We start from the raw sequence: 16,452 nt of genomic DNA, 5'->3' as shown, positions 1-16,452 counted from the left end.
GCAGGTGGAAATTGGCCACCAGGCCCGGCCCTTTCGCGGGCAAACCCGCTCCTACGGGGGTTCACAGCCGGCAAATCAGTAAAGATTAGGCTCCATCTCCAACTCAACCCCAAACCGCTCGAAGATATCCGCCTGAATCTTGCGCGCCAGCGCATGCATCTGCGCTCCGCTCGCCTGGCCATAGTTGACCAGCACCAGCGACTGCAAGCGATGCACGCCAGCATCACCCTCACGATGACCCTTCCAGCCCGCCTGCTCAATCAACCAGCCCGCCGCCAGTTTCACCTGGCCATCCGCTTGGGGGTAAGCCACAACCGCGGGATACTGCGCACGAATTCGCTCGACCCGATCAGCCGTTACCACCGGATTCTTGAAGAAGCTCCCGGCATTGCCAAGCTCTACCGGATCTGGCAGCTTCTCGCGGCGAATGCTGCAGATTGCATCGCTGATCGCTTGCGCGGTCAGCTCGGTAACACCCTGCTCAGACAGGCGTTGGCGCACCGGGCCGTAATCCAGATGAGCGTGCAGGGTGCGGGTCAAGGCAAAGCGCACACGCAGGATCAACCAGCGGCCGGGGTTGCGCTTGAAAAGGCTGTCGCGATAGCCGAAAGCACATTCCGCCAAACTGAAGTCACGCAGCTCGCCCGTCTCACGGTCCAAGGCTGTCAGCCCGGCAAATACGTCCTTGATCTCCACCCCGTATGCGCCCACGTTCTGCATCGGCGCAGCACCCACGGTGCCGGGGATCAGACTGAGGTTCTCCAACCCGCAATAGCCCTGCGCCAGCGTCCACTGCACAAACGCGTGCCACGGCTCACCGGCCTCGGCTTCGACCACGATACGCTCGCCATCGTCACTGAGCACACGCCGACCGCGGCTGGCCATGTGCAGCACCAGTGCATCGATATCGCGGGTCAGCAGCAGGTTGCTGCCACCCCCGATCACCAGTACCGGCAAGCCCCTCTGCTGTGCCTGGCCCAGTGCCTGACGCACCTGCTGGTCGTCCTGCACCTGGCTGAAATAGCGCGCCTTCACGTCGATGCCGAAGGTATTGTAAGGCTTGAGCGATACCTGCTCCTGCCACTGCACTGTCATAGACGCCCCTTGATTTCCAGTACCAGCGCCTGGCAAGCCGCTTCCACCAGATCCAGCACCTGCTCGAAGCCGTCGGCGCCACCGTAGTACGGGTCTGGCACTTCATCCAGGGCTGCACCGTAGCGGCGCAGGAACAGGTCGAGTTCGCCCACTGCCGTTGACGGGCGCAGGGCGCGCAGATCGCGCAGGTTGTGCTCATCCATGGCCAACACCAGGTCGTATTCGGCGAAGTGCGATGCCTTGACCTGTTGGGCACGTTGCTGCGACAGGTCGTAACCGCGCGCCAGCGCCGCCTTGCAGGTGCGGCTATCTGGCGCCTTGCCGACATGCCAATCGCCGGTGCCGGCAGAAGCCACCTGCACCTTGTCAGCGAGCCCGGCGGCGTGCAATTGATGGCGCAGCACGCCTTCGGCGGTGGGCGAGCGGCAGATGTTGCCCAGGCACACGAACAGGACGCGCATCAGGCCTCCAGCAAGCGCCGTACGCGCTCCAGATCCTCAGGGGTGTCGACACCCACGGCAGGCGCCTCGATGGCATCCTCGATGTGAATGCGTACGCCGTGCCACAGGGCACGCAGCTGCTCCAGCGCTTCAGCCTGCTCGAGCCAGCATGGGCCCCAGCTGACGAAGTCGTGCAGGAAGCCGACACGGTAGGCGTACATGCCAATATGACGGCGATAGGGCACCCCTTCCGGCAGCACGTCGCGGGCCTTGGCAAAGGTATCGCGGGCCCAGGGCAGCGGCGCTCGGCTGAACGTCAGGGCCAGGCCGTTCTTGTCACTCACCACCTTGACCGCGTTCGGGTTGAACACGGTTTCCGGCTCATGGATCGGCTCGGCCAGGGTGGCGATACCGGCTTCCGGATGCGCCGCCAGGTTGGCCGCCACCTGGTCGATGATCACTGGCGGGATCAGCGGCTCGTCGCCCTGCACGTTGACCACAATGGCGTCAGCCGGCAACCCTAGGTACGCGGCCACTTCGGCCAGGCGGTCAGTGCCCGATTCATGATCGGCACGGGTCATCAGCACTTCAGCACCGAAGGCCTGGCAGGCTTCGAGGATGCTGGTGTCGTCGGTGGCGATGACCACACGGCTGGCACCGCTCTTGCGGGCCTGCTCCCACACATGTTGCACCATCGGCTTGCCGGCAATCAGCAGCAGCGGTTTGCCTGGCAGGCGGGTGGAGCGCAGCCGGGCGGGGATCACTACCGTAAATTCCAGGCTCATTTGTCAAGACGCTCGTCGTCGGTCAGGGTGCGTGCCTCGCTTTCCAGCATGACCGGGATACCGTCGCGAATCGGGTAGGCCAGGCCAGCGCCTTTGCTGATCAGCTCGGTCTTGTCGGCGCTCAGCTTGAGCGGGCCCTTGGTGATCGGGCAGGCCAGGATATCAAGCAGTTTGGTGTCCATTGGAGGCTTCCTTTAGGCCAGGTGGCCGGAAATTGAAAACGGGCTCAGGGTTTGCGCAACAAGCGTTGCAGCTGGTTGTCGAACCAGGCGCTGAAAGCCGGCGTAGGCTGCGCTTCGACGGCCAGGTACCACCAGTCGTCAGCGGCAAAGGCCCGGCATTTCACCGCGTCCTTCTCGGTCATGACCAGCGGCAGTGGCGGGCTGAAAGCCAGGCTCCGGGCACTGAACTGCGCATGGTCGGCGAACGGATGCGGCACCGGCTGCCAGTTTAGCCCCAGCAGGGTGTTGAAGAAACGTTGCGGGTTGCCGATACCGGCCACCGCATGCAGGCGCTGGCCGGCGGGGAAATGGTCGAGCGCACGGCGCTCGCCAGTGCGCACGTTGACCAGGGCCGACGGCTGCAGGCGGAAACCAAAACCCTCGGTGCGGTCTTCGCTGGCGCCGTTGAACAGCACCGCGTCAGCCTCACGCAAGCGGTCGGCCGGCTCACGCAACGGCCCCGCCGGCAGGCAGCGGCCATTGCCCAGGCCGCGGGCAGCGTCGATCAGCACCAGTTCCAGGTCACGGGCCAGGCGGTAATGTTGCATACCGTCGTCGCACAGGATCAGGTCGAGGGGTTCGCTGGCCAGCAATGCCTGCACGGCACGGGCGCGATCCGGGTCGATCATCAGTGGCACGCCGGTGCGTTGCACGATCAGCAGCGGCTCGTCGCCCGCCTCATCGGCCGGTTGATCGGCCTGCACCCGCCAAGGCAACCGTGGAGGCTTGGCACCATAACCGCGGCTGACTACGCCCACCTTCAGCCCTTGCTGGCGACAGTGTTCGATCAACCAAAGAATCATCGGCGTCTTGCCGGTGCCACCGACGGTGATGTTGCCCACCACAATGACCGGTACCGGTGCCCGGTAGCTGACACTGTCACCCCTTAGAAAACGTGCCCGCTTGCGCGTGACCACGCGGCGATACAAGGCCTCCAGCGGACGCAGCAGCGCCAGCGCCGGATGCCCGGCGTACCAGGCAGCGAGCAAGCGGTCGGCGAAAGCCATCAAGGCGTGCCCTGGGCCGCCTCGACGGTGGTCATGCGCAACTGGCTGAAACCGAGCTTGCCGGCAGCATCCATTGCGGTGACCACAGCCTGGTGCGGGGTCTTGCCGTCAGCGCTGATGGCCAGCGGCAGCGTGTTGTCGCCACCCGACTCGCGCGCTATGGCCTCGCTCAGGGTGGCCAGGTCGCTTTTGGGCAGCAGGTGGTTGTTCACCGAATACACGCCTTCGGCGCTGATGGTGATTTCCACCAGCTTGCCCGGGTCGGTCGGCGCCGGCTCGGCGCTGGTGGCTTCGGGCAGCTCGACGCGCAGTTGCGTTTCGCGGGTGAAGGTGGTGGTAACCACGAAGAACAGCAGCAGGACGAACACCACGTCGATCAGCGACGCCAGGTTGATGTCGACGTTCTCCCGCTGGCGATTGCGCCGGAACTTCACGCCTTGCCTCCGGCCACTTCCACTTCACGGTCGCCCTGGATCACTTCCACCAGCTTGATCGCCTCCTGCTCCATGCCGACCACCAGCTCATCGATGCGGCGCAGCAGGAAGCGGTGGAAGAACACCGCCGGGATACCAACCATCAGGCCTGCCGCAGTGGTGACCAGGGCCTTGGAGATACCACCGGCCAGCACGGCGGCGTTGGCAGTCATCTGCGAGCCCATGAAGGCGCTGAAAATGTCGATCATGCCCAGCACGGTGCCCAGCAGGCCCAGCAGAGGCGCCATGGCGGCAATGGTGCCGAGGGTGCTGATGTAGCGTTCCAGTTCGTGGATGACGCGCGAGGCGGCCTCCTCGATGCACTCTTTCATGATTTCGCGACCATGGCGCGAGTTGGCGAGGCCCGCTGCCAGGATTTCGCCCAGTGGCGAATCGGCCCGCAGTGCCTTGAGCTTGTCACTGGTCAGTTGCTTGTCCTTGATCCACATCCACACCTGGCCCAGCAGGTGGGGCGGGGTGACGCGGCTGGCACGCAGGGTCCACAGGCGCTCGACGACGATAGCCATGGCAACGATGGAACTCAGAATGATCGGCAGCATCATCCAACCACCGGACTTGACCAATTCCCACACAGTAAACGCCCCTTCGGAAAAAGGCCGCCACTCTACCATAGGCGCGCCGAGGGCTCATCTGCCGGAGGTCAGGGAATTAGCCTGTCGGGCTACCGGGTCGGCCCTCTGGGCCTTGCAGTACCTGTGGCAGCGGCTTTACCCGCGAAAGGGCCAGATCAGCCACCCCCCACATCACGCCAGAATCGCCGTTGTCGGCGCACACCCTCAACCTCCCCATGCCGCCCCAGCACCAACCGCAATGCCCCCTCCACCGCCGTATCATGCATCACCACCCCATGCCGCCCATACCGTTCGACCACCTGCACGTGCGGGTGCCCGAAGCTGTTGTTGCGCCCCCGCGAAATCAATACCCCGCGCGGTGCGGTAGCCCGGACGAACGCCTCGGTGGACGAGCTGCGGCTGCCATGATGCGGTGCCTGCAGCCAGTCGATGCGCGGCACTTCAGTGTCCGCCAGCCACGCCCGTTCGGCAGCAGCTTCCATATCCCCCGCCAGCAGCAAGCGCTCGCCCTGCGCCTCGACCAACAGCACACAGGAACGGTCATTACTGCTCTGCCCGTCCACCCAGCGCCACAACGAAAAACGCACGCCATCCCAGTCCCATTGCTCGCCACTGGCACAAGGCTCCAACGGAACATCAACCAGCGCTTCCCCACCGATTATCCGCTTGATCGGCAAACCACGCGCAATGGCCTCGGCCCCGCCCGCATGATCGGCATGCGCATGGCTGATCACCATCACGTCAAGGCCGCCCACCCCCAGCTTGCGCAAGGTTGGCAGCACCACGCGTTCCCCCAAGTCGCTTTCCCCCCTGGCCGGCCCGGCATCGTAAAGCAGGCTGTGATGCCGCGTACGCAAGAGCACCGCCAGCCCCTGGCCGACATCCAGCTGCCAGACCTCGATTTGGCCAAACGGCACCGGCTCCCTGGGTACCCACAGCGCCAGCAGCATCACCCCTCCCAACCCGCGCAGCGGCACACCACGAGGCAGCAAAAGCAACAGCGCACCCAGACATACCAGCAGCCAGGCCCACCACGGCAGGGCCGGCGGCACCCATGCCGGGCGCTGTTGCGCCACCAGCGCCAGCCCGCGGAACAGCACATCCAGCAGGCCACCTGCCAGCCAGAGCAACGCCTCGCCAACGCCCGCCAGCGGCAACATCAGCGTGCCCAACAACGCCAATGGCAAGACCGCCAGGCTGACCCACGGCACCGCCACAAGGTTGGCCAGCGGCGCACTGAGGCTCACCGGCAAGCCGGTGGCCAGCAACACCGGCAGCAAGCCGACGGCGATCACCCATTGCGCTCGTGTCCAGGCCTGCCAGGGCCGCCAACCCCCCAACCGGGCACTGAAGCAGTAGATGAGCGTGGCCACGGCGGCGAACGACAGCCAGAACCCAGGCAGCAACGCCGCCAGTGGCTCGAAGACAAGCACAGCGACCAGTGCAAGCAGCAACGGAAAAAAAGCGCCAAGGTGGCGAAAGCGCAGACGCCAGAGCAGCACCACGGCCAGCATCAGACAGGCCCGCTGCACTGGCACCCCACCACCCGCCAGCCAGCCGTAGGCCAGCGCTGCGGCCATGGCCAGGCCACAGGCCCAGGGTAACCACGGTAGCCTTGCCGGCCATAGCCCCCAACGTGCCAGCCCGGCGACCAGGCCATAGAGCAAACCGGCGACCAGGCCGATGTGCTGGCCGGAAATCACCAGCAGGTGCACCGTGCCGGTGGCCTGCAACGTCTGCCAGTCCTCCCGGGCCAGGCCCGCACCATCGCCAAGCACCAGTGCCACCAGCGCTGCCTGTCGGCCATTGGCTTCGACCATCAGCAAGCGCTGACGCAGCGCATCGCGCCAACCACCGGCGACTGGCGCCAGCAACTGCCCCGCCTTGACCGTACCCGTAGCCCCCACCCGTCGCCCCAGCAACTGCGCTTCCCGGTCAGGCCCGTGCGGGTTCAGCAGCCCGGCCGGGCGTTGCAAGGTCACCGCCAGCCGCCACTGCTCGCCCGCCCGCAGCGGCGGCCCATCGAACCAGCTCAGTTGCAAACGCTGAGGCAGTTCGGCCCGCCGCGAGCGTGGCGCTTCCAGCTCGAAACGCACGCCTTGTGCAGTGCGGGCCGGCAAACCCGCCACCCGCCCCTCCAGCCACAAGGTGCGGCCCTCCAGGCCGGCAGCCAGACGATCATCAAGGGCCTGCTGAGCAGACCCGCACGCCCAACACAAGCCCAGCAGAAACCAACCCAACGGCCAGACGCGGGTAAACAGGCTGCCGACAGCGCAGGCTGCCAGGGTTATCAACCATCCGACCGATGGCAATGCGGGCAGAAAGCCCAGGCACAACAGCCCGAGCGCGAGCGCAAACATCCCTGTGCGCATGAGGTAGAGCTCCAGAAGGCGAGTCACCTCCTGAGGCATAGCTCAATTGCCGGCATCGCTTGCTCAACAATTGTCACAAACTCTAAACGAGGCGGAGCAGGATTAAGGGCATACTGCCAGGGTCAACGCTCCGGGAGCCTACATGCCGCGCCGACTTTTCAAACGCTACATGCCGGACCCGACCAGCATTCGGGAACACAAGTCCTTACGCTTTTTCGGCAAATTGCTGCACGACCCCAACCTCTGGCACCTGAACCGCCATTCGGTGGCCAGAGCCATGGGTGTGGGCCTGTTCGCGGCGCTTATTCCCATCCCGATGCAGATGCTGCTGGCGGCGGCCCTGGCGATCCCGGTGCGCGGCAACCTGCCGGTCGCCGTCAGCCTGGTGTGGCTGACCAACCCGTTGACCATGCCGCCGGTGTTCTTCGTCACCTACATGACCGGTGCCTGGCTGATGCAGGTACCGCCGCGCACCCTGCCCGATGAGCTGACCTTCCAGTGGATCACCGACCAGCTGTCGACGCTGTGGCAACCCTTCCTGCTCGGCTCGGTGGTGTGCGGCGTGGTGCTGGGCATCCTTGCCTACTTCACCACCATGTTCTACTGGCGCTGGTGGGTGGGCCGGCAGTGGCGTCGTCGCCAATGCCGGTGCAAGGCTTCAGGCCCGCATGCCGCGGCCGCTGACCAGCAAGCGAACGCAAACAACGTAGAGCACCGCAGTGGCCACCAGCATGAAGGTGATCGCCGTGCCAATGCTGATATCCGACACCCCTAGAATGCCGTAGCGGAACGAGTTGACCATGTGCAGCACCGGGTTGGCCAACGACACGGTCTGCCAGAACGGCGGCAGCAGGTTGATCGAGTAGAACACCCCGCCCAGGTAGGTCAGCGGCGTCAGCACGAAGGTCGGGATGATCGAGATATCGTCGAAGTTGCGCGCGAACACTGCGTTGACGAAGCCAAGCAGCGAAAAGATGGTGGCCGTCAGCAGCACCACCACCACGGTCACGCCCAGGTGGTGCACCTGCAGGTCGGTGAAGAACATCGACAGGATGGTCACGATCACACCCACCGCCAAACCACGCAGCACCCCACCCAGCACATAGCCGACGAGAATGGTGTGCGGTGACACCGGCGACACCATCAGCTCTTCGATCGAGCGCTGAAACTTGCTGCCGAAAAAGCTCGACACCACGTTGCCGTAGGAGTTGGTGATCACCGACATCATGATCAGCCCCGGCACGATGTACTGCATGTAGGTGAAGCCACCCATGTCGCCGATCTGCCGGCCAATCAGGTTACCGAAGATGACGAAGTACAGGACCATGGTGATCGCTGGTGGCAGCAACGTCTGCGGCCAGATGCGCAGGAAGCGCCGCACTTCGCGGTAGACGATGGTGTTCAGGGCGACCCAGTTGGTGCGCAGTTCCACACTCATACGGCCACCTTCGACAGGTTTTTTTCCACCAGGGACACGAACAGCTCCTCAAGTCGGTTGGTCTTGTTGCGCAGGCTCTGTACCTCGATGTTCTGTAGCGCCAGCTGGCCGAACAGCGCGGTGATGCCGATGTCCTTCTCCACCTGCACTTCCAGGGTATGCGGGGTCAGCAGCCGGCACGGGTAGCCCTGCAGTACCGGCGCCGTGGCCAGGTCCTGCTTGAGGTCGAGCACGAAGGTTTCGACATGCAGCTTGCCCAGCAACTGGCGCATGCTGGTGTTCTCGACGATGGTGCCGTGGTCGATGATGCCGATGTTACGGCACAGCTGTTCAGCCTCTTCCAGGTAGTGCGTGGTGAGGATGATGGTGATGCCCTTCTGGTTCAGCTCGGTGAGGAAGCTCCACATCGAGCGGCGCAGCTCGATATCCACCCCGGCGGTGGGTTCGTCCAGGATCAGCAGGCGCGGTTCGTGGATCAATGCGCGGGCAATCATCAGACGCCGCTTCATGCCGCCGGACAACGAACGCGACTGCACATCACGTTTGTCCCACAGGCCCAGCTGGGTCAGGTACTGCTCGGCGCGCTCCTTGGCCAGCTTGGGCGGGATGCCGTAGTACCCGGCCTGGGTCACGACGATGTCGAAGGTCTTCTCGAACTGGTTGAAGTTGAACTCTTGCGGCACCACGCCCAGGCAACGCTTGAGCGCGGAGGGCTCGCGGTCCAGGTCGTGACCGAACACGCTCACTGTGCCGCTGGTCTTGTTCACCAGGGTCGAGAGAATGCCGATGGTGGTGGATTTGCCGGCGCCGTTGGGGCCGAGCAAGGCGAAGAAGTCGCCTTCGGCAACATCGAGGTCGATGCCTTTGAGGGCCTGAAAGCCATTGCCGTAGGTCTTGGTCAGCTGTCGGATGGACAGGGCGGAACTCATAGCGGGTCACTTACCGAAGAAAAAGGTGCAGGACACGCCAGGTAAAGTCACTGGCGCAGTGAGTGCAGCCATGGTGCAAGGCCAGGCTGCACAAGTACAGTCACATCTATTGATAATGACTATCGAAGCGGGTTCAAGTGAGCGCAGTCATCACTGCGGCCTGGTAGGCCGGGCGTTGCTTCAGGCGTTCATACCAGGCTTGAAGGTGGTACATGTCCGGGCGCTCGATGGGCAGTTCGAACCAGGCATAGATGAAGCTACCCAATGGGATGTCGCCCATACCGATCTGGTCACCGGACAGGTACGGCTGATTGGCCAGGGTTTCGTCGGCAATGGCCAGTAATTGCGCGCACTGCTTGTGCGCGGCGTTGATCGCCACCCAGTCGCGCTGGTCTTCCGGCGTGCGCAGCAGCCCCCAGAACAGCGGGCGGAAGGGTGCGGCGAAGGACGATGTGGTCCAGTCCATCCATTTGTCGGCCAGGGCGCGCTGCCGTGGGTCTGCCAGATACCAGCCCTGCTCCGTGCCGTACTCCGCGCACAGGTAGCGAACGATGGTGTTGGATTCCCACAAAGTCAGGTCGCCGTCTTCGAGCATCGGCACCAGGCCGTTGGGGTTGCGGGCGCGGTAGTGCGGCTCGTTGACCACGCCGAAGGCGCCACCGGCGTCGATGGACTCGAAGTCCAGGCCCAGCTCGTGGGCGATCCACAGCGCCTTGCGCACATTGCTCGAATTCTTGCGGCCCCAGATCTTCAGCATGGCAACATCCTTTTGAGTGCGGAGGTGGCACAGTCTACTCCAGACCTTCGCCGCCTGTACGGGCCTCTTCGCGGGCAAGCCCGCTCCCACAGGCTCACCACCGTCTTCACGTCACCGGTATTCCTGCGTGGGTTTTACCCACACATAGGCCGAGCCTGCCGGCCATTCACCATCGCGGCCGCCCCCGCATTCGCCAATCGCTGCCATCGCCACCTTCCGTTGTAGGAGCGGGTTTACCCGCGAATAGGCCGGTACAGGCGAACAAATGAACTGAAACTCCCACCGCCACACCCTGTCACTGTTCTGAACATGCCGTTCACAGCATTGCGTCTAAGCTGTCTGGGACGGCTCAAGCCCTTGGTTCCAAGGAGGACCAATTATGTTGCTGTTGTGGTTGGTGGTGCTGGTGATCGGCGCGGCGTACCTCACGCACCGGCGCCTGGCGCCCTTGCAGATTCTCGGCATCCTGGCGGCCTATGTGCTGTTGATGGGCATTTTCAGCAGTGCCCCCGGCTGGCTGCTGGCCCTGATCTGGGTGGTGCTGGCCCTGAAGATCGCCCTGGTTGCGCTCCCGCAGTGGCGGCGCAAGGTGTTTACCGCCCCGGTATTTCGCTGGTTCCAGCGCACCCTGCCACCCATGTCCCAGACTGAGCGCGAAGCCATCGACGCCGGCACCGTGTGGTGGGACGGCGAACTGTTCAGTGGCCGCCCCGACTGGCGCACCTTGCTGGCCTACCCGGCACCGAAACTGACCGAAGAAGAACAGGCCTTCATCGATGGCCCGACCGAAGCACTGTGCGCCATGGTCAGCGACTGGCAGATCGGCCAGGACCTGGACCTGCCGCCCGAAGCCTGGGCACATATCAAGCAGCATGGCTTTTTCGCCCTGATCATCCCCAAGGAATACGGCGGCAAGGGCTTCTCCGCCTACGCCCACTCCCAGGTGGCGATGAAACTGGCCACCCGCAGCGGTGATCTGGCCTCCACGGTGATGGTGCCCAACTCCCTCGGCCCTGCCGAACTGCTGCTGCATTACGGCACCGACGAACAACGCAACCACTACCTGCCCCGCCTGGCCCGAGGCGAGGAAATCCCCTGCTTCGCCCTCACCGGCCCACTGGCCGGCTCCGACGCTGGCGCCATGCCCGACACCGGCATCATCTGCAAAGGCCAGTGGCACGGCGAAGAAGTGATCGGCCTGCGCCTGAACTGGGAAAAGCGCTACATCACCCTCGGCCCGGTCGCCACCCTGCTGGGCCTGGCATTCAAGGCCTACGACCCGGACCACCTGCTGGGCGATGAGGAAGAACTGGGCATCAGCCTGGCACTGATCCCCACCGATACCCCCGGGGTGGAAATCGGTAAACGCCACCTGCCACTGGGCGCCGCGTTCATGAATGGCCCCAACAGCGGCAAGGACGTGTTCGTCCCGCTGGACTTCCTCATTGGCGGCCAAGCGATGCTTGGCAAAGGCTGGATGATGCTGATGAACTGCCTGTCGGTAGGTCGCTCCATCTCACTGCCTGCCGTGGGTACAGGGGCTGCCAAGTACACCAGCCTGGTGACCGGCCAGTACGCCAATATCCGCGAGCAATTCAACGTGCCACTGGCTGCCTTCGAAGGTATCCAGGAGTCGCTGGCACGTATTGGCGGCAACGCGTGGCTGATGGACAGTGCCCGCCTGCTGACCGCCAAGGCCGTAGACCTGGGCGAGAAACCCTCGGTGCTGTCGGCGATCCTCAAGTACCACCTCACCGAGCGTGGCCGCGAATGCATCCAGCACGCCATGGACGTGCACGGTGGCAAGGGCATCATCATGGGCCCGAACAACTACCTGGGCCGCAACTGGCAAGGAGCGCCGATCTTCATCACGGTCGAAGGCGCCAACATCCTTTCGCGCAACCTGATGATCTTCGGCCAGGGCGCCATTCGCTGCCACCCGTTCGTGCTCAAGGAGATGGCGTTGGCCGGGCGTGAAGACCACGATCAGGCACTTCAGGAATTCGATGACCTGCTGATGAAACACATCCTGTTCGCCGCCGGCAATGCGGCCAGCACCCTGGTGTTCAACCTGGGGCTGGGGGTTTTCGAGAAAGTACCGGGTGACACGCTGAGCCAAGGCTACTTCCGGGCCCTCAACCGCCAGGCCGCCGCCTTTGCCCTGCTGGCCGACCTGTCGATGATGCTGCTGGGCGGGGCGCTCAAGCGCCGGGAGCGCCTGAGTGCGCGGCTGGGCGATGTACTCAGCTACCTGTACCTGTCCAGTGCCGCACTCAAGCGCTACCACGATCTCGGTTCGCCCGAGCACATGCAGCCCCTGCTGCGCTGGGCCATGGAAGAAAGCCTGGGCCAGGCGGAGCACGCCCTGGACCGGTTGCTCGACAACTTCCCCAACCGCTTCGTCGGCTGCGCGCTACGGGTGCTGGTGTTCCCCTTTGGCCGCCGTCACACCGGGCCGAGCGATGAACTGGACGCCGAGGTGGCAGCGCTGATAGGGCGCAGCAAAGGCGACCCTGCGCTGGAAGAGCTGCTTGCCGGTTGCTTCAGGCCGCAAGCCGACGGCGACCCGGTGGCAGCCCTGCAACGAGCCTGCGACCTGCTGGAGGCGTCGACGCCGCTGCACAACGCGCTGCATCAGGTAATCAAGGAAGGCAAGGTACGACCGGCGCCCGGGCAGTCGGTGATCGATGCGGCAGTCGACAGTGGGGTACTTCAGCCTGATCAGGCGCAACGCCTGCATGCTGCCGAGCAAGCGCGCCGTGCGGTGATCGACGTGGATGCCTTCGACAAGGCACAGCTGCTGCCGGAGCAAGGCAAGGTACGCTGAGACAGGGGCCGTTTTGCGGCCCCTTCCCCAACCGGCGTATACTCCGCGCCCCGTTTCAACCATTCCGAGGACCACCCCAATGGCCACCCCCCACGTGGAATACCACCTGCAACTGCTGAACCACCTGCGCACCATACTGGTGGCCTTGGGTGAAGCCGAGCAGGTACCGGAGGAAAGCCACACCCTGTTCCTCGACCGCTTCGACGAGCTGCTGACCCTGTTGCCGCAAAACCCGCTGGAAAGCCAATATCTGGGCCAGGACCTGATATGCCAGGTGATTCAGCGCTATCCGCAAATCGCCCACCTGGTGCCGCGCGACCTGCTGTGGTTCTTCGGTGGCGACTGCCTGCACTTCATGCCGGACGAAGAGCTGCAGCTCTACCAGAACCTGGAAGATCTGCGCTATGAAGCGGAACGGGACGGCCAGCGGTTTGACTGGCATGCACAAAAGCAGGCTCTGCTGGAAGCCGTAAAAAAGTCCTGACCACACGTGCGCTGCCGCCCTAAAAATCCGTACCCAGCTGCCACTTAATCCTACATTCAACCATTGGCCTCCCCCCCTATGCTGTTGGCCGCTCCCCCTTCGGCTCGAAGCCGACGCAAGGGAGCGTCCCCTAGTCAACACGACAACATCAAGGACCTGCCAATGAAAAAAACTTTGCTCATGCTCGCCATGGCGATGGCCAGCAGCAGCGCATTCGCTCTCGACGATGAAACGGGCCAGATCAGCTTCTACGGTACCATCTACGGCGGCGGTACCTGCCCGATTGAAGTCGTCGCCCCAGGTGGCAGCGTTATCCCCGAGGTATCGCTGGGTAACTTCACGAAAGGCTACTTCCACACCCCTGGCACCGCCACGCCTGACAAGGCATTCGCGCTGAAGATAACACCGACTCCGGCCTGCCAAATTCCAACCCCCCACACCGCAACCGTGAAATATACACCCTTGCACGGCATCGTCGGCGGCGACCTTTATGGCGTCAACGGTGCCTCGGGCGTGGGCGTCGCGATCAAAGACAGGCTGAAAGCCAAAATTGCACCCAACAGTGCTTCCATCCCATACGATCTATACGTAGATCGCCCAACGGAGATGGTGTTCTACGCCTCGTACGAGTCTTACCTGGATGCAGCAGATATCACCGACGGTGTAGCACAAGCTGAAGTCGCCTTCACGGTAGACCTGCCTTGACACCTACTCCAGGTGCCCGCACCTGGAGTCCACCATTCCTGCCCGGTCAAACACCATGTCACCCCTTTCTCGACTTCTGATCACCTCATGCAGCTGCCTGGCGCTGCTCACAGCCATTCTCCCCGGCGCACAAGCGGCACTCACCATCAGCCACACGCGAGTGGTGCACGACAGCGCCAAACGCAGCTCCTCGGTCATCGTCGCCAACCCCTCCAACAGGCCGTACGCGGCGCAGGCCTGGGTAAACACCCAAGCCGACGACGCAACCACTGCCGTCCCCCTGATCGCTGCCCCTAACCTGTTCCGCCTCGACCCCGGTGGCGAACAGACGGTGCAAATCAATGCCCTGCCTAACGATCTCCCCCGTGATCGTGAGTCCGTGTTCTATTTCAACCTGCAGGAAATACCGCAGGCAGCGACCAATGACGGAGAGAACATCCTCAACATCGCCCTGCGCACGCGCATCAAGCTGTTCTATCGACCCAGTGAGCTCAAAGGCCGCCCGCAAGACCGGTTGAAAGACCTGGCCTGGTCAGTGCAACAAATAGATGGAAGACCGCATCTGGTCGTCGATAACCCGTCGCCTTATTACTTCACCTTCAGCCGCCTGGTGGTAAGTGGCAATGGCGCGAGTGAAACCATCAACGCCAAGGCCATGGCCTTGCCCCTGGGCACGCAGGCCTATGCACTGAACACCATGACAGTCACCGATGGGCTGCAGGTGAAGTTCACCACGATCAGTGACTACAGTGGCATAACTGCAGAGGTCTCCAGCCCGGTCGCAAGGCCGTGATCCAACACCTTCCATCAATCGCGCAGTGGCAGGTTGAGCACGGGACGAAACGCTACCCAAGTCGCGCCCTCATCGAAGCTTACGGACGCCGTGATAGTAAAATTATGATCGATCCATAGGGTGGCCAGGTGGGTTTTAGGTACCGTCACATCATCGCGCATGCCAATTCCCTCGTCGGCCTCGGTGGCAGATAACGCATGCGCAAACAGCACGTCATACGCTGGCGCGTCGCTGCCACCAGGCAAGACCCCGGTCAGCTGAATGCTGACCTGCTGCCCCTCGGCAATCAAAGGCCAAGTGCCCAGCCGGATCGGCACATTGGCTGGCGCCGTGCCCAGGCTGAACCCATCGGGATTGGCCCCATCCAACTCGGGTTGGGGCAGCCGCTCCGAGCGCGCTTTCACGTCCAGAGCAAGTGCGTCGGAATCGAGCGCATTGGCGTTGTCACTCACGCGGTATAGCACCGTAACGGTATGCGTGCTTTGCGCCAAAACGTACTGGGTGGGTATTTCGAAGAAACGCTCTTGCCCGTTGTACGGCGTGCTGGTCGTAAAGTACCCCGCTGTGCCCGGCGCTCCCCACACCACCGTGAGGGTTTCATCCGGGTAGATAACCGCACTCGCCGGGACCTCAACCAGTAACGGCGGGTAAAAGTCATTGAGCGTCAGCGTCTGTTGTGCCCCCCAGCCCTCTGCCTTTTCGATCAACACCGGCGGCAAACTTCGCGGTATCGGCGTGGCAGCCACCTCCAGCGTGACTGGCCGTGAACCAGCGCTCAGGTTACCGGCACGGTCACAGACCTTGTAATGGACATAGCGCTTGCCATCACCGCGCGCCAGTATCATTTCCTTGGAAAATACGATGCTTATCGGCTGGCTGGGGTCCTTCAGTTCATACCGATCGACCTCTTCATCGGCAAACGGCTCACGGTCCCAGTAAACGATCAGCATGTCAGCCACTGCGGGGGTTTGATAGCTCGGTACCAGCGCCTGCAGGACGTTGTTCTCGAGGTAGCGCGCGGTCACGCCGTCCCTGAGCACTTCCTCATCGAACACCAGGCTCCCTTGGTTGTCACCCAGCACTGGCGCCACCTTGTCGATGGTCAGGGACAGAGGCATGGATCCGACCTCCCCCCCATTGAAGCCGTGGGCCAAATAGGTGACGGCCGCCACCCCGTGCTCGAGGAACTGCACCGGGACATCCACATAGAGCTCATCTGGCGGTATGTCGTCGTACCAGGTCTTTTTCTCGACCTCTGAACCGTTCCAGTACAGGATGATCCATTCCGGGCGTTCGGGAGTTGGACGCGAGTATTCCCACATCGGGATGTCGATGCGCAGTGGGCGACCCAACACCGCAACCGGCAGCAAATTGTGCTGCCCGCCGGGAATGTCGGGTAGCGCATCCGGCGCCGTCGGCGGATCGAGCGGAACCGGAACCGGAACGGAAGTACCCTGTGTAGACCGTTGCATACTCTGCATCTCCATCCAGTGCAGGCGGGCACAAAAAGGGGAGGTTCGATACCTCCCCGGT

At 63.3% G+C, this 16,452-nt stretch carries 16 protein-coding genes and 1 pseudogene; 5 read left to right on the top strand and 12 right to left on the bottom strand.

Annotated elements, in window-relative coordinates; all coding sequences use genetic code 11:
• Positions 1-75: 75 nt before the first annotated feature.
• The 8 genes from murB to ACTJJN_RS24500 form a co-directional block, all read right to left on the bottom strand.
• The gene (gene murB, locus ACTJJN_RS24535; protein WP_014754071.1) at positions 76-1,095 is read right to left on the bottom strand and encodes a UDP-N-acetylmuramate dehydrogenase; all 1,020 of its coding nucleotides are present in this window, start codon (positions 1,093-1,095) and stop codon (positions 76-78) included.
• Complete coding sequence (locus ACTJJN_RS24530; protein ID WP_004575950.1) at positions 1,092-1,556, bottom strand: low molecular weight protein-tyrosine-phosphatase; 465 nt, start codon at positions 1,554-1,556, stop codon at positions 1,092-1,094. The genes murB and ACTJJN_RS24530 overlap by 4 nt, the downstream gene beginning before the upstream one ends.
• Positions 1,556-2,320 carry a 3-deoxy-manno-octulosonate cytidylyltransferase gene (kdsB, locus tag ACTJJN_RS24525; protein ID WP_003247143.1) on the bottom strand — a complete coding sequence of 255 codons (765 nt, stop codon included), beginning with the start codon at positions 2,318-2,320 and terminating at the stop codon, positions 1,556-1,558. The genes ACTJJN_RS24530 and kdsB overlap by 1 nt, the downstream gene beginning before the upstream one ends.
• Positions 2,317-2,502 carry a Trm112 family protein gene (locus tag ACTJJN_RS24520; protein WP_003247142.1) on the bottom strand — a complete coding sequence of 62 codons (186 nt, stop codon included), beginning with the start codon at positions 2,500-2,502 and terminating at the stop codon, positions 2,317-2,319. The genes kdsB and ACTJJN_RS24520 overlap by 4 nt, the downstream gene beginning before the upstream one ends.
• A gap of 44 nt (positions 2,503-2,546) precedes the next feature.
• Positions 2,547-3,548: a tetraacyldisaccharide 4'-kinase gene (lpxK, locus tag ACTJJN_RS24515; RefSeq protein ID WP_440781681.1), complete on the bottom strand. Its 1,002-nt coding sequence runs from the start codon at positions 3,546-3,548 to the stop codon at positions 2,547-2,549.
• Positions 3,548-3,982, bottom strand: coding sequence for an ExbD/TolR family protein (locus tag ACTJJN_RS24510; RefSeq protein WP_014754073.1), 435 nt, complete (start codon positions 3,980-3,982; stop codon positions 3,548-3,550). The genes lpxK and ACTJJN_RS24510 overlap by 1 nt, the downstream gene beginning before the upstream one ends.
• A complete protein-coding gene (locus ACTJJN_RS24505; protein WP_003247132.1) occupies positions 3,979-4,614 on the bottom strand; it encodes a MotA/TolQ/ExbB proton channel family protein in 636 nt (211 codons plus the stop codon). The genes ACTJJN_RS24510 and ACTJJN_RS24505 overlap by 4 nt, the downstream gene beginning before the upstream one ends.
• A gap of 155 nt (positions 4,615-4,769) precedes the next feature.
• Positions 4,770-6,986 carry a DNA internalization-related competence protein ComEC/Rec2 gene (locus tag ACTJJN_RS24500; RefSeq protein ID WP_017147836.1) on the bottom strand — a complete coding sequence of 739 codons (2,217 nt, stop codon included), beginning with the start codon at positions 6,984-6,986 and terminating at the stop codon, positions 4,770-4,772.
• Between the two features lie 142 nt (positions 6,987-7,128).
• Between ACTJJN_RS24500 and ACTJJN_RS24495 the strand changes: the two are divergent.
• Positions 7,129-7,635 (top strand): annotated as a pseudogene (locus ACTJJN_RS24495) (DUF2062 domain-containing protein); the annotation flags it as partial.
• Between the two features lie 9 nt (positions 7,636-7,644).
• Here ACTJJN_RS24495 and ACTJJN_RS24490 read toward each other — a convergent pair.
• From ACTJJN_RS24490 to ACTJJN_RS24480, 3 genes are all read right to left on the bottom strand, one after another.
• Positions 7,645-8,424 carry an ABC transporter permease gene (locus ACTJJN_RS24490; protein ID WP_003247128.1) on the bottom strand — a complete coding sequence of 260 codons (780 nt, stop codon included), beginning with the start codon at positions 8,422-8,424 and terminating at the stop codon, positions 7,645-7,647.
• Positions 8,421-9,353: an ABC transporter ATP-binding protein gene (locus ACTJJN_RS24485; protein ID WP_014754076.1), complete on the bottom strand. Its 933-nt coding sequence runs from the start codon at positions 9,351-9,353 to the stop codon at positions 8,421-8,423. Before ACTJJN_RS24485 ends, ACTJJN_RS24490 begins: the two co-directional genes overlap by 4 nt.
• 133 nt (positions 9,354-9,486) lie before the next feature.
• Complete coding sequence (locus ACTJJN_RS24480) at positions 9,487-10,110, bottom strand: glutathione S-transferase (protein WP_003247126.1); 624 nt, start codon at positions 10,108-10,110, stop codon at positions 9,487-9,489.
• 379 nt (positions 10,111-10,489) lie between these two features.
• Here ACTJJN_RS24480 and ACTJJN_RS24475 point away from each other — a divergent pair, with 379 nt between their 5' ends.
• The 4 genes from ACTJJN_RS24475 (at position 10,490) to ACTJJN_RS24460 (ending at position 14,919) form a co-directional block, all read left to right on the top strand.
• Positions 10,490-12,937, top strand: a complete 2,448-nt coding sequence (locus tag ACTJJN_RS24475) for an acyl-CoA dehydrogenase (RefSeq protein WP_014754077.1) — start codon at positions 10,490-10,492, stop codon at positions 12,935-12,937.
• Between the two features lie 79 nt (positions 12,938-13,016).
• On the top strand, positions 13,017-13,421 hold the full coding sequence (locus ACTJJN_RS24470; RefSeq protein WP_017147837.1) for a PA2817 family protein: 405 nt from the start codon (positions 13,017-13,019) through the stop codon (positions 13,419-13,421).
• Positions 13,422-13,583: 162 nt separating this feature from the next.
• Positions 13,584-14,126 carry a fimbrial protein gene (locus ACTJJN_RS24465; RefSeq protein WP_088513092.1) on the top strand — a complete coding sequence of 181 codons (543 nt, stop codon included), beginning with the start codon at positions 13,584-13,586 and terminating at the stop codon, positions 14,124-14,126.
• A gap of 55 nt (positions 14,127-14,181) precedes the next feature.
• A complete protein-coding gene (locus ACTJJN_RS24460) occupies positions 14,182-14,919 on the top strand; it encodes a fimbrial biogenesis chaperone (protein ID WP_178085917.1) in 738 nt (245 codons plus the stop codon).
• Positions 14,920-14,933: 14 nt separating this feature from the next.
• Here the strand turns inward: ACTJJN_RS24460 and ACTJJN_RS24455 are convergent, their stop codons facing one another.
• The gene (locus ACTJJN_RS24455) at positions 14,934-16,391 is read right to left on the bottom strand and encodes a hypothetical protein (RefSeq protein ID WP_088513091.1); all 1,458 of its coding nucleotides are present in this window, start codon (positions 16,389-16,391) and stop codon (positions 14,934-14,936) included.
• Positions 16,392-16,452: the final 61 nt, after the last annotated feature.

It is taken from the genome of Pseudomonas sp. 22515 (assembly GCF_052044625.1).
Classification (GTDB): domain Bacteria; phylum Pseudomonadota; class Gammaproteobacteria; order Pseudomonadales; family Pseudomonadaceae; genus Aquipseudomonas; species Aquipseudomonas alloputida.
Note: the sequence above shows the minus strand (reverse complement) of the source record. Positions and strands in the feature narration are given on the sequence as shown.

Excerpts from the sequence above, each read along its gene's own strand:
- murB (WP_014754071.1), bottom strand. The coding sequence starts at position 1,095 with ATGACAGTGCAGTGGCAGGAGCAGGTATCGCTCAAGCCTTACAATACC.
- ACTJJN_RS24530 (WP_004575950.1), bottom strand. The coding sequence starts at position 1,556 with ATGCGCGTCCTGTTCGTGTGCCTGGGCAACATCTGCCGCTCGCCCACC.
- kdsB (WP_003247143.1), bottom strand. The coding sequence starts at position 2,320 with ATGAGCCTGGAATTTACGGTAGTGATCCCCGCCCGGCTGCGCTCCACC.
- ACTJJN_RS24520 (WP_003247142.1), bottom strand. The coding sequence starts at position 2,502 with ATGGACACCAAACTGCTTGATATCCTGGCCTGCCCGATCACCAAGGGC.
- lpxK (WP_440781681.1), bottom strand. The coding sequence starts at position 3,548 with ATGGCTTTCGCCGACCGCTTGCTCGCTGCCTGGTACGCCGGGCATCCG.
- ACTJJN_RS24500 (WP_017147836.1), bottom strand. The coding sequence starts at position 6,986 with ATGCGCACAGGGATGTTTGCGCTCGCGCTCGGGCTGTTGTGCCTGGGC.
- ACTJJN_RS24490 (WP_003247128.1), bottom strand. The coding sequence starts at position 8,424 with ATGAGTGTGGAACTGCGCACCAACTGGGTCGCCCTGAACACCATCGTC.
- ACTJJN_RS24485 (WP_014754076.1), bottom strand. The coding sequence starts at position 9,353 with ATGAGTTCCGCCCTGTCCATCCGACAGCTGACCAAGACCTACGGCAAT.
- ACTJJN_RS24480 (WP_003247126.1), bottom strand. The coding sequence starts at position 10,110 with ATGCTGAAGATCTGGGGCCGCAAGAATTCGAGCAATGTGCGCAAGGCG.
- ACTJJN_RS24475 (WP_014754077.1), top strand. The coding sequence starts at position 10,490 with ATGTTGCTGTTGTGGTTGGTGGTGCTGGTGATCGGCGCGGCGTACCTC.
- ACTJJN_RS24470 (WP_017147837.1), top strand. The coding sequence starts at position 13,017 with ATGGCCACCCCCCACGTGGAATACCACCTGCAACTGCTGAACCACCTG.
- ACTJJN_RS24465 (WP_088513092.1), top strand. The coding sequence starts at position 13,584 with ATGAAAAAAACTTTGCTCATGCTCGCCATGGCGATGGCCAGCAGCAGC.
- ACTJJN_RS24460 (WP_178085917.1), top strand. The coding sequence starts at position 14,182 with ATGTCACCCCTTTCTCGACTTCTGATCACCTCATGCAGCTGCCTGGCG.
- ACTJJN_RS24455 (WP_088513091.1), bottom strand. The coding sequence starts at position 16,391 with ATGCAACGGTCTACACAGGGTACTTCCGTTCCGGTTCCGGTTCCGCTC.